This window comes from Pseudomonas sp. NFACC04-2 (genome assembly GCF_900119265.1).
GTDB classification, from domain to species: Bacteria; Pseudomonadota; Gammaproteobacteria; order Pseudomonadales; family Pseudomonadaceae; genus Aquipseudomonas; species Aquipseudomonas fluorescens_AA.
Genome location: NZ_FPJC01000043.1, coordinates 1 through 15,313 on the forward strand (window position 1 = coordinate 1; position 15,313 = coordinate 15,313).

General features: G+C 63.7%; 1 protein-coding gene. It reads left to right on the top strand.

The window, feature by feature from the left end:
• On the top strand, positions 1-15,313 hold a 15,313-nt coding region (locus tag BT125_RS28015; RefSeq protein ID WP_139271823.1), incomplete at both ends, for a non-ribosomal peptide synthetase.

A 15,313-nucleotide genomic window follows, 5' to 3' on the forward strand; every position in this document is an offset into this window, starting at 1 on the left:
GCCGTTGCAGGAAGGCATCCTCTATCACCACCTGGCCGCCGAGCAGGGCGACCCCTATGTGTTGCAATCGCAATTCGCCTTCGACAACCGTGAACGCCTCGATGCCTTCATCGGCGCACTGCAAGTGGTGATCGATCGCCACGACATCTTGCGCACCAGTGTGGTCTGGGAAGGCTTGGATGAGCCGGTGCAAGTGGTCTGGCGCCAGGTGCTGCTGGCGCCGCAATGCATCGTTCTCGATGCCACGGCCGGCGACATCGCCACACAATTGGCCAGCCGTTTCGATGCGCGCCACAGTCGCCTGGATTTGGGCCGGGCACCGTTGTTGCACCTGGCTTACGCCCGGGACGAGGCCCAGGATCGCTGGGTCGCGATCCTGTTGTTCCACCACATGGCCCTGGACCACACCGCCCTGGATGTGATGCAACATGAAATGCAAATGCATTTGCTGGGGCAGGGCGAGCAGTTGGGCGAAGCGATGCCTTATCGCAACTACGTGGCCCAGGCCCGCCTGGGCACGAGCGAACAAGAGCACGAAACGTTCTTCCGCGAGATGCTTGGCGATATCGACGAGCCGACGTTGCCTTTTGGCTTGCAGGACGTGCAGGGTGAGGGGCATGACATCGATGAGGATCGCCAGCCTGTCGATCTTGCACTGTCCAGGCGCCTGCGGGTGCAGGCACGCCATCTGGGGGTGAGTGCCGCCAGCTTGGTGCACCTGGCCTGGGCGCAGGTGCTGGGCAAGGTATCGGGCAAGCAGGAGGTGGTGTTCGGTACGGTCCTGTTGGGCCGGATGCAGGGCGGCGACGGGGCCGACCGCGCCCTGGGGATGTTCATCAACACCTTGCCGTTGCGGGTGGATGTGGGCACCCAGGACGTGCGCAGCGGCGTCAAGGCCACTCACGGGCGCTTGACCGCCTTGCTGGGCCACGAACATGCCTCGTTGGCACTGGCGCAACGGTGCAGTGGCGTGGTGGCGCCGACGCCACTGTTCAGCGCCTTGCTCAACTACCGCCACAGCGCGGTCCAGGTGACCCAGGACGCCCTGTCGGCCTGGAGCGGAATCGACGCGCTGGGCGGTGATGAGCGGACCAATTATCCCTTGACCCTCAACGTGGATGACCTGGGTGACGGGTTCTTCCTCACGGCAATGGTCGATACCGCCATTGGTGCGCAACGTATTTGCGGTTATATGCAGGTGGCCCTGGAAAACCTGGTCATGGCCCTGGAGCAGGCACCGCAAACCCCGCTCCACGCGTTGGCGATCCTGCCTCCGGCCGAGCGCCGGCAATTGCTCGAAACCTGGAACACGACCGACGTCGCGTATGCCGACGATGCCCTGATCCATCGGCAATTCGAGGACTGGGCCGCTTCTCAACCCGACACCGTGGCCGTCGTGCATGAAGACCAGGCACTGACCTACGGTGAGCTCAATGCCCGCGCCAACCAACTGGCCCACAGCCTCGTGGCTCTGGGTGTTCGTCCGGATGATCGGGTCGCCATCTGTGTCGAGCGCGGCCTGGACATGATCATTGGCCTGCTGGGCATCCTGAAAGCCGGCGCGGGGTATGTACCGCTGGACCCGACTTATCCACCCGAACGCATCGCCTACATGCTGCATGACAGCAACCCCGTGGCGGTGGTGACCCAGTCGCAATGGCGCGACAGCCTGCCGGTATTGCCGGTGCCCACCCTGGTGCTCGACCCGGCCGACGCCGGCGAAATCAGCCAGCAACCGCGGCACAATCCCGATGTGGCAGACCTGAATGCCAGCCACCTGGCCTACGTGATCTACACCTCCGGTTCCACCGGCCTGCCCAAGGGCGTGATGGTCGAGCATCGCAACGTCGCGCGGCTGTTTTCGGCAACCCAGCCCTGGTTCGAATTTGGCCCGCAAGATGTATGGGCGCTGTTCCATTCCTTTGCCTTCGACTTCTCGGTCTGGGAAATCTGGGGCGCCTTGACCCACGGTGGCCGCTTGCTGGTTGTGCCGCAACTGGTCAGCCGTTCACCGCAATACTGCTATGCCTTGTTGTGCGAAGCGGGTGTGACCATTCTCAACCAGACGCCGAGTGCTTTCCGCCAATTGATCGCGGCCCAGGGTGAAAGCGACCTGGATCACCACCTGCGGCAAGTGATCTTCGGTGGCGAGGCATTGGAAACCGGGATCCTCAAGCCGTGGTACGCCCGCCAGGCCAATGCCCGGACGCAGTTGGTCAACATGTACGGCATCACCGAAACGACGGTGCACGTGACGTATCGTCCGCTTGACGCGGTCGACGCGCAGTTGGCCGGCGTCAGCCCGATTGGCAAGCGCATTCCCGACCTGCAACTGTACGTGCTCGACGCCCAGCGCGAGCCGGTGCCGGTGGGAGTGGTAGGCGAGATGTACGTGGGCGGCGGCGGGGTCAGTCGTGGTTATTTGAACCGTGACGAACTGACCGCCGAGCGTTTCCTCGACAACCCGTTCAGCCCCGAGCCGAACGCACGGATGTACCGGACCGGCGACCTGGGTCGCTGGCTGGCGGACGGCAGCATTGAGTACCTGGGCCGCAACGACGACCAAGTGAAGATTCGTGGTTTCCGCATCGAATTGGGCGAGATCGAAGCCAAGCTGGCCGCGTGCAATGGTGTGCGGGAGGCCGTGGTGGTGGCGCGCCAGGATACGCCGGGCGATCAGCGCCTGGTGGCCTATGTGATTGCCGAGGAAGGCGAGCCGCCATCGGCCGCCGAGCTGCGCGACGAACTGCTAGGTTCGCTGGCCGAATACATGGTGCCCAGTGCATTCGTGATGTTGACGGTGTTCCCGTTGACCACCAACGGCAAGCTGGACCGCAAGGCATTGCCGGTGCCGGACCAGTCGTCGGTGGTGACCCGTGAATACGAGGCCCCTCAAGGTGAGGTCGAGATCGCCATTGCCAGGATCTGGCAAGACCTGCTGCACGTTGAGCGGGTCGGCCGCCACGACCATTTCTTTGAAATGGGCGGCCACTCGTTGCTAGCGGTGAAGTTGGTCGAACGTATGCGCCAGATCGACCTGGCGGCCGACGTCCGCGTGCTGTTCGGCCAGCCGACGCTGGCGGCGCTGGCCGCCGCGGTGGGTGGCTGCCAGGAAGTCCGGGTGCCGGCCAACCTCATCCCGGACGACTGTTCGCGGATCACGCCGGACATGTTGCCGCTGGCCACGTTGAGCCAGGACGAGATCGACTGCGTCGTGGCGACGGTGCCCGGTGGCGTGGGCAATGTGCAGGACATCTATGCCTTGACGCCGCTGCAGGAGGGCATTCTGTATCACCACGTCGCGGCGGCCAAAGGTGATCCTTATCTGCAATACATCCTGTTCGCTTTTGACAGCCGTGCCCACTTGGATCTTTTCGCCAAGGCACTGCAAAGCGTGGTGTCCAGGCATGACATCCTGCGCACCGGCGTGGTCTGGGAAGGCATTGACGAACCGGTTCAAGTGGTCTGGCGCGAGGCGCGGCTGGGGTTCGATGAGATCGTGTTGGACGCTGCGGCGGGGGATATCGCCCGACAACTGCGCGAACGTCTGGATCCGCGCCACTATCGCCTGGACATTCGTCAGGCGCCGATGATGCGCATTGGCTACGCACAAGACGTGGCGAACAACCGCTGGGTGGGCATGCTGTTGTTCCATCACATGGTCGATGATGCGACCTCGCTGGCCATGCTCGCTGCGGAAATTGGCGTGCACATGTCCGGCGGCGAACAGGGACTGGCGGCCTCGGTGCCGTATCGAAACTTCGTGGCTCAGGCGCGGCTCGGCGTCAGCCGCGAGGAACATGAAGCATTTTTCCGTGACATGCTGGGTGATGTGGCTGAACCGACGCTGCCCTTCGGTTTGCAGGATGTGCAGGGTGACGGGCACGACATCGAGGAGGTCCGCCAGAGAGTCGATGCCCAGCTTGGCCAGCGTCTGCGCGTACAGGCGCGTCAGCTTGGCGTGAGCGCGGCAAGCTTGTATCACCTGGCCTGGGCGCTGGTGCTGGGCAAAGTGTCGGGCAAGGAAGACGTGGTCTTTGGCACCGTGCTGCTGGGGCGCATGCAGGGCGGTGAAGGCGCCGACCGTGCATTGGGCATGTTCATCAACACCTTGCCGTTGCGGGTGAGCCTGGGCGCGCAAGGTGTGCGTGCCGCCGTCAAGTCGACCCATGCACGCTTGACGGCGCTGCTGGGGCACGAGCATGCCTCGTTGGTCCTGGCGCAGCGCTGCAGTGGCGTAGCTGCACCGGCGCCGTTGTTCAGCGCGCTGCTCAACTATCGCCATCTCGGTGCGCAGGCGCCTTCCAGTGAAGTCATTGCGGCCTGGGAGGGGATCCAGACGCTGGAAGGCGAAGAGCGCACCAACTATCCGTTGACGTTGTCGGTGGATGACCTGGGTGAAGGTTTCAACCTGACCGTCATGGCCCAGGCGCCCATTGGTGCCGAGCGTGTTTGCAATTATGTGCAATGCGTTGTGGAGAATCTGGTGCAGGCGCTGGAGCAATCGCCGTTGGCTCCTTTGAGCGGGTTGAAGATCCTGCCGCCGGCCGAGCGTCGGCAATTGCTCGAGAGCTGGAACGGCACGGGCGTCGCATTCGCCCAGGACGCGCTCATCCATGCTCAGTTTGAAGTCTGGGCCGCGGCACAGCCCGAGGCCATGGCGGTCATGTTCGAGGAACGAACGCTGACCTACGGCGAGCTCAACGCCCGGGCCAACCAGGTCGCTCATCGCCTGTTGGCGCAGGGTATTCGCTCGGATGACCGGGTCGCGATCTGTGTCGAGCGTGGCCTGGACATGATCGTCGGTTTGTTGGGGATCCTGAAGGCCGGCGCCGGTTATGTGCCGGTGGACCCGGCCTACCCGACGGAACGCATTGCCTACATGTTACGTGACAGTATGCCGGTTGCGTTGTTGGCCCACACCGCCACGCATCGTCTGTTGGCGGGCGTCTCGATGCCGGTGCTGCAACTCGACGACGGCAGTTGGCAGGACGAACCCGTCGCCAACCCGCAAGTGCCGGGCCTGGACTCCAGCCACCTGGCCTATGTGATCTACACTTCGGGTTCGACCGGGTTGCCCAAGGGCGTGATGGTCGAGCATCGCAACGTCGCGCGGCTGTTCTCGGCGACCCAACCCTGGTTCGATTTTGGTCCGCAGGACGTCTGGGCCCTGTTTCATTCCTTCGCCTTCGATTTCTCGGTCTGGGAAATCTGGGGCGCGTTGACCCACGGTGGCCGCTTGCTGGTGGTGCCGCAACTGGTCAGTCGTTCTCCGCAAGATTGCTACGCGCTGCTGTGCGAGGCCGGTGTGACCGTGCTGAACCAGACGCCAAGCGCTTTCCGGCAACTGATCGTGGCCCAGGGTGAGAGCGACCAGCGCCACAGCCTGCGCCAGGTGATCTTTGGCGGTGAGGCGCTGGAAACCAGCATGCTCAAGCCGTGGTATGCCCGTGCGACCAATGCCGGGACACAACTGGTGAACATGTACGGCATCACTGAAACGACGGTGCATGTGACTTACCGTCCGCTTGAAGCGGCCGACGCGCAGTTGACGAGTGTCAGCCCCATCGGCAAGCGCATTCCCGACCTGCAACTGTACGTGCTCGATGCCCAGCGTGAGCCGGCGCCGGTGGGCGTGGTGGGTGAGATGTACGTGGGTGGCGCGGGTGTCAGCCGTGGTTATTTGAACCGCGACGAACTGACTGCCGAGCGTTTCCTCGACAACCCGTTCAGCCCCGAGCCGAATGCGCGGATGTACCGGACCGGTGACCTGGGTCGCTGGCTGGCGGATGGCAGCATCGAGTACCTGGGTCGCAATGACGACCAAGTGAAGATCCGTGGTTTCCGGATCGAACTGGGCGAGATCGAAGCGACCTTGACCGCCTGCGAGGGGGTTAGCGAGGCAGTGGTCATAGCTCGCGAGGACGAGCCGGGCGACAAACGCCTGGTGGCTTATGTGATTGCCGCGCAAGGTACGCAACCGTCAGCGGTCGACCTGCGTACACAGTTGTTGCGGTCGCTGGCGGAGCACATGGTTCCCAGCGCCTTCGTGATCCTTGAAACGTTCCCGCTGACCACCAACGGCAAACTGGACCGCAAGGCTTTGCCAGCGCCAGATCATTCGGCAGTGATCAGCCGTGAATACGAAGCCCCGCAAGGTGAGGTCGAGACGACCATCGCGCGGATCTGGCAGGATTTGCTCAAGCTTGAACGGGTCGGTCGTCACGACAATTTCTTCGAGCTGGGCGGTCATTCGCTGCTGGCCGTGAAACTGATCGAACGTATGCGCCAGGTCGACCTGGCCGCCGATGTGCGGGTGCTGTTCGGCCAGCCGACGCTGGCCGCGTTGGCCGCCGCGGTGGGCGGTGTCAGGGAGGTCGTGGTGCCGGGCAATGCGATTCCGGATGGCTGTACGCGGATCACCCCGGACATGTTGCCCCTGGCTGACCTGGACCAGGACGCCATCGACCGAATCGTGGCCACGGTGCCGGGTGGCGTGACGAATGTGCAGGATATCTATGCCCTGGCGCCACTGCAGGAGGGGATTCTCTACCACCACCTTGCCGCGGAGCAGGGCGACCCCTACGTGCTGCAGGTGCTGTTCGGCTTTGACAACCGCGAACGGTTGCAAGCTTTTGCCCAGGCCTTGCAGAGCGTGGTGTCGCGTAATGACATCTTGCGCACCAGCATGGTCTGGCAAGGCCTGGAAGCACCGGTGCAAGTGGTATGGCGCCATGCGACCCTGGACCTGGAAGAGATCGAGGTGGATCCGGCGGGGGGCGAGGTGGTGCAGCAACTGCACGGGCGTTTCGATCCGCGTCATTACCGTCTCGACATCGCCCAGGCACCGTTGATGCGCTTTGCCTTTGCCCAGGATGTGGCGAATCAGCGGTGGGTCGGCATGCTGTTGTTCCATCACATGGCGTTGGATCACACGGCGCTTGAGGTCGTGGTGCACGAGATGCAGGCCAGTCTCTTGGGCCAGGCGCACTTGCTTGCGCCCGCCGTGCCGTATCGCAACCATGTGGCCCAGGCGCGACTGGGGGTCAGTCGCGAACAGCACGAAGCGTTTTTCCGCGAGATGCTCAGCGATATCGATGAGCCAACGTTGCCGTTCGGTTTGCAGGATGTGCAGGGTGATGGCAGCGGTATCGAAGAAGCACATCAGGACGTGGATGCTGCGCTGGCGCAGCGCCTGCGGGCCCAGGCCCGTCAGCTCGGTGTGAGCGCGGCAAGCCTGGTTCACTTGGCCTGGGGGCATGTGGTCGGGCGGGTTTCGGGCCGTGAAGAGGTGGTGTTCGGCACCGTGCTGATGGGACGGATGCAGGGTGGCGACGGGGCCGATCGAGCCCTGGGCATGTTCATCAATACGTTGCCATTGCGTGTCAGTGTCGGCGCTCAAGGCGCCCGTGCCGGTGTCAAGGCGACCCATGGCCGGTTGTCGGCCTTGCTGGGGCACGAACACGCCTCGTTGTCCCTGGCGCAGCGCTGCAGTGGTGTACCGACCTCGCTGCCATTGTTCAGCGCCTTGCTCAATTATCGACACAGCGCGGCTGAAGCGGTGTCCGATCAGGCCATCTCGGCCTGGCAGGGGATGCAAACCCTGCACATGGAAGAACGCACCAACTATCCGTTGTGCCTGAACGTGGACGACCTGGGCGAAGGCTTCCGGTTCACCGCTCAAACAGTGGTCGAAGTGGGTGCCCAACGTGTCTGCGGTTACATGCATACAGCGCTGGAAAGCCTGGTGACAGCATTGGAGCAGACGCCTGAACGGGCGTTGCGTGAATTGCCGATTGTGCCGGCAGCAGAGCGCGCAAAGTTGCTGGTGAACTTCAACGCCACCCAGTCTGACTATCCGCAAGAGCAGACCATCCATGGCCTGTTCGAGGCCCAGGTACTGCGCACGCCGGATGCCGTGGCGGTGCGCCATGGCCGGCGTCAGTTCAATTATCGTGAACTCAATGGGCTCTCCAACCGCTTGGCCCATTACCTGCGCAAGCAGGGCGTGCAGCCCGATTCGCGGGTGGCGATCTGCGTCGAACGCGGTATCGACATGGTCGTGGGGTTGCTGGCGATCCTCAAGGCTGGCGGCGGTTATGTGCCGCTGGATCCGGCCTATCCGCTGGATCGCATCGCCTACATGCTGGAAGACAGCGCCCCGGCGGCGATCCTGGTTCAAGGAACTACACGCAGCTTGCTGGGCGAGACGGCGGTACCTGTGATCGACCTCGACAAAGGCCTCTGGCAGGACGAGGCGGCGCCCAATCCGCAGGTGCCGGGCTTGACCTCGTCGCACCTGGCCTATGTCATCTATACCTCAGGTTCGACCGGTCTGCCCAAGGGCGTGATGATCGAACACCGCAACACGGTGAACTTCCTGACCTGGGCTCATCGTTCGTTCGATGACGCCACGTTGTCGAAAACCCTGTTCTCGACTTCGTTGAACTTCGACCTGGCGGTCTACGAGTGCTTCGCGCCGCTGACCTCGGGTGGCAGCATCGAAGTGGTCACTAATGTGCTGGAACTGCAACAGGGCAAGCACGACATTACTTTGATCAACACCGTGCCCTCGGCGCTCAAGGCCTTGCTGGAGTCCGGCGGATTGGGCGAGGGCGTCGATACGGTCAACGTCGCCGGCGAAGCCTTGAAGCGAAGCCTGGTGGAAACCCTGTTCGAACAGACCCAGGTCAAACGCCTGTGCAACCTCTACGGCCCTTCGGAAACCACGACCTATTCAAGCTGGGTATCGATGGCCCGGGAAGACGGGTTTGCCGCACACATCGGCAAACCGGTGGCGAACACCCAGTTCTATCTGTTGGACGAGCACAAACAACCCGTGCCACTGGGCGTTCCGGGCGAAATCTACATCGGTGGTGCCGGGGTCGCTCGTGGTTATCTCAATCGTGATGACCTGACGGCTGAACGCTTCCTCAAGGACCCGTTCAGCAGCTCTGTAAACGCCCGCATGTATCGCACGGGCGACCTGGGCCGCTACCTGGCGGACGGCAACATCGAATACCTGGGCCGCAATGACGACCAGGTGAAAATCCGCGGTTTCCGCATCGAGCTGGGGGAGATCGAAGCCAAGCTCGCGCAACACGATGCCTTGAACGAAGCCGTGGTCCTGGCTCGTGAAGATGTGCCGGGGGACAAGCGCCTGGTCGCCTATTTCACCCAGCATTCGCCAGTAGACATCGAAGCCCTGCGCACGCACCTGCAAGCGCAACTGCCGCCCTACATGGTACCCGCTGCCTACGTGCGCCTGGATGCCTTGCCACTGACACCGAACGGCAAACTCGACCGCAAGGCCCTGCCGGCGCCAGACCTGGATGCCGTCACTTCCCGTGGCTACGAAGCCCCGCAAGGCGAGGTCGAAACCACCCTGGCGCAGATCTGGCAAGACCTGCTGGGCCTGCAACAGGTTGGTCGTCATGACCATTTCTTTGAGCTGGGTGGCCACTCGTTGCTGGCGATTCAATTGATTTCCCAGGTGCGTCTGCGCCTGGGTGTGGAGTTGGGCCTGACCGAACTGTTCGCCCAGCCCCAGCTCATGGGGTTGGCGCAGGCAGTGGCCGTTGCCGGGCGCAGCACGTTGCCGGAGATCGTCCGGGTTTCTCGAAGAGACGAGTTGCCCTTGTCGTTCGCCCAGCAGCGCCTATGGTTCCTGGCACAGATGGAAGGGGCGAGCGCGGCCTACCACATACCCGCCGGGCTGCGCTTGCGCGGGGTGCTGGACCGCCTCGCCTTGCAGCGGGCACTGGACCGTATTGTCGCCCGCCATGAGGCCTTGCGTACCACCTTTGTGCAGGTGCGGGGACAGGAGGCTCGGCAGCGCATCGCGCCCGCCGATGTCGGGTTCGCGCTACTGCACCATGACTTCTGCGACCAGGCCGATGCCGAGGGCCAACTGCACGCACTGGCGGCGCAGGAAGCCACGGATACCTTTAGCCTGGAACAGGGTCCATTGATCCGGGGCCGGCTGATCCGCCTCGGCAGCGAGGACCATGTGTTGCTGCTGACCATGCACCACATCGTCTCGGACGGTTGGTCCATTGGCGTGTTGATCAAGGAATTGACGGCACTTTATGAAGCGTTTCGTCATGACCTGGACGATCCACTGCCGGCGTTGACGGTGCAGTACAGCGACTACGCTGTCTGGCAACGTCGCTGGTTGAGCGGCGAGGTGCTGCAAACCCAAAGCGATTACTGGCGACAGGCCCTGGCCGATGCGCCAGCCTTGTTGATGCTGCCCACCGACCGTGCCCGTCCTGCGCAACAGGGCTATGCCGGGGCGACATTGCCGGTGGCCTTCGATGCCGAGTTGACCGCGAACCTCAAGGCCCTGAGCCAGCGCCACGGCGTCACCTTGTACATGACCATGATGGCGGCCTGGGGGGCGTTGTTGAGCCGGCTTTCGGGCCAGGATGAAGTGGTGATCGGCTCGCCGGTGGCCAACCGCACGCGGTCGGAAGTCGAAGGGTTGATCGGTTTCTTCGTCAACACCCTGGCCCTACGCATCGACGTCCAGGCCCACGCCCGTGTCGACCAGTTGCTGGAACAGATCAAGGCCACCACCCTCGACGCCTACAGCCACCAGGACCTGCCATTCGAACAAGTGGTGGAAGTGCTCAAGCCGGTGCGCAGTCTGGCCCACAGCCCGCTGTTCCAGGCCATGCTGTCGTGGCAGACCCATGACAACACCGAACTGGTGCTGGGGGATTTGAAACTCGAAGGCCTGGGGGCGGCAAGCAACGTTGCCAAATTCGACGTGTCCCTGGAGCTGAGCGAGATCCAAGGGCAGATGTTTGGTGCCCTTGAATACGCCACGGCGTTGTTCGACGAGAGCACGGTGCAGCGTTACCTCGGCTACTTCGAGCGCCTGCTGCGGGCCATGGTCGCCAGTGATCAGACCCTGATCGAACGGATCGTGCTGCTGGACAACGCCGAACGTGAGCATTTGTTGGCCGGCCTCAACGCGACCCAGGCCACGTACCCACGCGAACAGACGGTCCACCAGTTGTTCGAAGCCCAGGTCGAGGCCCGACCGGACGCCATCGCTGTCGTGTTCGGTGATGAGCGCCTGAGTTATGCCGAACTGAACCGCCAGGCTAACCAGATGGCTCATCATCTGATCGGCCTGGGCATCCGCCCGGATGACCGGGTGGCGATCTGCGTTGAACGCGGTGCCGACATGCTCATCGGTCTGTTGGCCATTCTCAAGGCCGGTGCCGGTTACGTACCGCTCGACCCGGCGTTTCCAGCCGAACGCTTGGCCTACATGCTCGCCGACAGTGCCCCGGTGGCGCTGCTGAGCCAAGGTGAGTTGCTAGGTCGTCTGCCCGCGTTGGCGGTGCCGGTGGTGCTGCTCGACCGCGCCGAGCGCGTGCGTTGCGGTATTGCCGCCGGTCGCGACGATAATCCGTTCATTGCGTCTCTGGGCGTGCGCCACCTGGCCTACGTCATCTACACCTCGGGCTCCACCGGCAACCCCAAAGGGGTGATGATCGAGCACCGGGGCCTGGTCAACTACTGCGTCGATGCGGTCCGCTTGTTCGGCCTGACACCGGCCGACACGGTGCTGCAGCAGAACACCCTGAACTTCGACCTGTCGGTGGAAGAGATCTTCCCGGCGCTGCTGGCCGGCGCCACCCTGGCGCCGACCCGGCGGCTGTTTGGCAGTGTCGAGTTGCAACGAAACGGTGATATTCGTCCGACCTTCTTGCACCTGACGGCGGCCCACTGGCATACCCTCGCGGCCGAATGGCACAACTCACCGGCCCAGGCGCGGGACCATTTGCGCGACGTGCGGCTGATCAACGTCACCGGTGACGCCTTGTCGACGCAGAAATTGCAGATGTGGGACGCGGTTCGTCCCGCGCATACCCGATTGGTCAACACCTATGGCCCGACCGAGGCCACGGTGTCCTGCACGGCCGCCTACATGGAGCATGACGCGGTCGATGGCATCCTGGGCAATGCCAGCATCGGCAGGCCGATGGCCAACACCCGTATCTACCTGCTCGATGCGCACCGCCAGCCGGTGCCGTTCGGGGTCATGGGGGAAATCTTCATCGGTGGCGACGGTGTGGCGCGCGGCTACCTGAACCTTGACGCCATCAGCGCCGAACGCTTCTTGGCCGACCCGTTCAGCGACCAGCCCGATGCGCGCCTGTACAAGACCGGCGACCTGGCCCGTTATCGTCCGGACGGACGCCTCGAATACCTGGGGCGCAACGACTTCCAGGTCAAAGTCCGTGGCTTCCGGATCGAACTGGGCGAGATCGAGGCCCGGCTGGGCGACTGTGCCGGGGTCAAGGAAGCGGCGGTGATCGTGCGCGAAGACACGCCGGGCGACAAACGCCTGGTGGCCTATGTGGTACCGCAGGCTGGAGCGAACCTGAACGCGGCGACCCTGCGCGCGCAGTTGTCGATGCAACTGGCCGAGTACATGCTGCCTGGCGCGTTCGTCAGCCTGGCGGCGCTGCCGCTGACGCCGAACCGCAAGCTCGACCGCCAGGCGTTGCCGGCACCCGATGCCGAGGCGTACGCCAGCCGCGCCCATGAAGCGCCTCAGGGCAACACGGAAATCGTTCTGGCGCAGATCTGGCAAGCCCTGCTCAAGGTCGAGTCGGTGGGCCGCCACGATCACTTCTTCGAACTGGGTGGGCATTCCTTGCTGGTGATGCGCTTGATCGCCCAGGTGCGCGAGCAATTGGGCGTGGAACTGAACCTGAGGGATGTCTTTGCCCAGCCGCAATTGAGTGCGCTGGCCCAGGTGCTCTCCGAGGCGGCGCGCAGCACCCGACCGGGTATCGTGCCGGTGTCCCGCGAACAGGCGTTGCCGTTGTCTTTCGCCCAGCAGCGTCTCTGGTTCCTGGCGCAACTGGACGGTAGCAGTGCGGCGTATCACATCCCCACCGGTTTGCGCCTGCGAGGCGCGCTGGATACTTCGGCCCTCAAGCGTGCGCTGGACCGTATCGTGGCCCGCCACGAGGCCTTGCGCACCACGTTTGTGCAGGCGCAGGGGCAGGAAGTAGAGCAGCGCATTGCCCCGGTCGATGTCGGTTTTGCGTTGCAGTTGCAGGCCCTGGCAGGGCGAGCGGACGCCGAAACCGAGCTGCAGGCCCTGGCCAGGGAAGAGGCTCGCCAGGCTTTCGACCTGGCCCACGGCCCGCTGGTACGTGGCCGACTGGTGCGGATGGCGGACGATGATCATGCGCTGTTGATCACCCTGCACCATATCGTCTCGGACGGTTGGTCCGCCGATCTGCTGACCCATGAGTTGGGCGTGCTGTATGAGGCGTTCCGTCAGGGGCAGGACGATCCGTTGCCGGCGTTACCGATTCAGTACGCGGACTATGCCCTCTGGCAGCGGCGCTGGCTTACCGGGGAGGTCCTGGACAAACAGGAACGCTTCTGGCGGCAAACCCTGGCCGATGCACCGGCCCTGTTGACGTTGCCTTCCGATCGGCCACGGCCTGCACAGCAGGATCACGCCGGCGCCGCGGTGGGGGTCGTCCTCGACGAAACCCTGACCCAAGGCCTCAAGGCGTTGAGCCAGCGCCATGGCGCCACCTTGTTCATGACGGTCATGGCCGCCTGGGCCACGGTGCTCAGTCGCCTCTCCGGCCAGCACGACGTTGTCATCGGCACGCCGGTGGCGAACCGCATGCAGGCGGAAGTCGAGGGCTTGATCGGCCTGTTCGTCAACACGCTGGCGCTGCGCGTCGATGTGGCGGATGAGCTGACGGTGCAAGCCTTGTTGCAACAAGTGAAGGTTCGGACCCTGGATGCCCAGGCGCACCAGGACCTGCCGTTCGAACAGGTGGTGGAGGTGGTCCGGCCATTGCGCAGCCTGTCCCATAGCCCGGTGTTCCAGGCCATGCTGTCATGGCAGAACAACGAAGCCACGGGATTGGAACTGGGCGACATGTCGCTGCAAGGGCTGGGTGTGACCAGCCGCACCGCGAAATTCGACGTGTTGCTGGACATGGCCCTGATCGACGGGCGCCTGTTCGGGGCACTGGAATACGCCACGGCGCTCTTCGATCAGACCACGATGGAACGCTACCTCGGGTATCTGGAGTGCGTGCTGCGCACCATGGTCGCTGACGAGCAGGCACTCGTGGCGCAGATCCCGTTGCTGGGTGACAGCGAGCGCCAGTCTCTGCTGGACGGGTTCAACGCCACGGTGGTCGATTACCCGCAAGACGTGACCTTGCACGGCCTGTTCGAGGTACGCGTTGATATGTGCCCGGACGCTGTGGCCGTGGTGTCCGACGACGCTCAACTGAGCTACGCGCAACTCAATGAGCGGGCCAATCAGGTTGCCCATCGCCTGATCGCCCTGGGCATCCGCCCGGACGACCGTGTGGCAATCTGCGTGGAGCGTGGCGTGGACATGGTCGCGGGCTTGCTGGGCATCCTCAAGTCCGGCGCGGCGTATGTGCCGCTGGATCCGGGTTATCCCCTGGAGCGCCTGGCCTACATGCTGGAAAACAGTGCGCCAACGGTGGTGCTGACCCAACGTGCCTTGCAGGCCAGCCTGCCGAGCACCGCTGCCCGGGTCATGCTGTTGGACGCGGCCGACGAGGAGGGTTTCTCGATCCAGCCAACCCACAATCCGCAGGTCGAAGGCTTGCATGCCAATCACCTGGCCTATGTCATCTACACCTCGGGCTCCACCGGCCTGCCCAAGGGCGTGATGAACGAGCATGGCGGGGTGGTCAACCGCCTGTTGTGGATGCAGGACGAATACGGCTTGACCGCCGCCGACGCGGTGCTGCAAAAGACCCCGTTCAGCTTCGACGTGTCGGTGTGGGAGTTCTTCTGGCCGCTGTTCAGCGGTGCGCGGTTGGTGATGGCCCGCCCGGGTGGGCATCGCGACCCGGCGTACCTGCGCGAAGTGATCCAGGCCCAGGGCATCACCACACTGCACTTCGTGCCGTCGATGCTCGATGTGTTCCTGGCCCATGGCGAGGCAAGTCAGTGCGAAGGTCTGGTGCGGGTGATGTGCAGCGGCGAGGCATTGCCGGGGCATCTGGTGCGGCGCTTCAAGACGCAATTGCCGCACACCAGCCTGTACAACCTGTACGGTCCGACCGAAGCGGCGGTGGACGTGACGGCGTGGGACTGCGCGGGGGCGGAGACGCCGGACAGCACGCCGATCGGCAAGCCGATAGCCAACACCCGGATCTACCTGCTCGATGGCCATCGACAACCGGTGCCCATGGGCGTGGCCGGGGAGATTTACATCGGCGGGGTGCAGGTGGCACGAGGTTACCTGAACCGTCCGGAACTGACCGTCGAG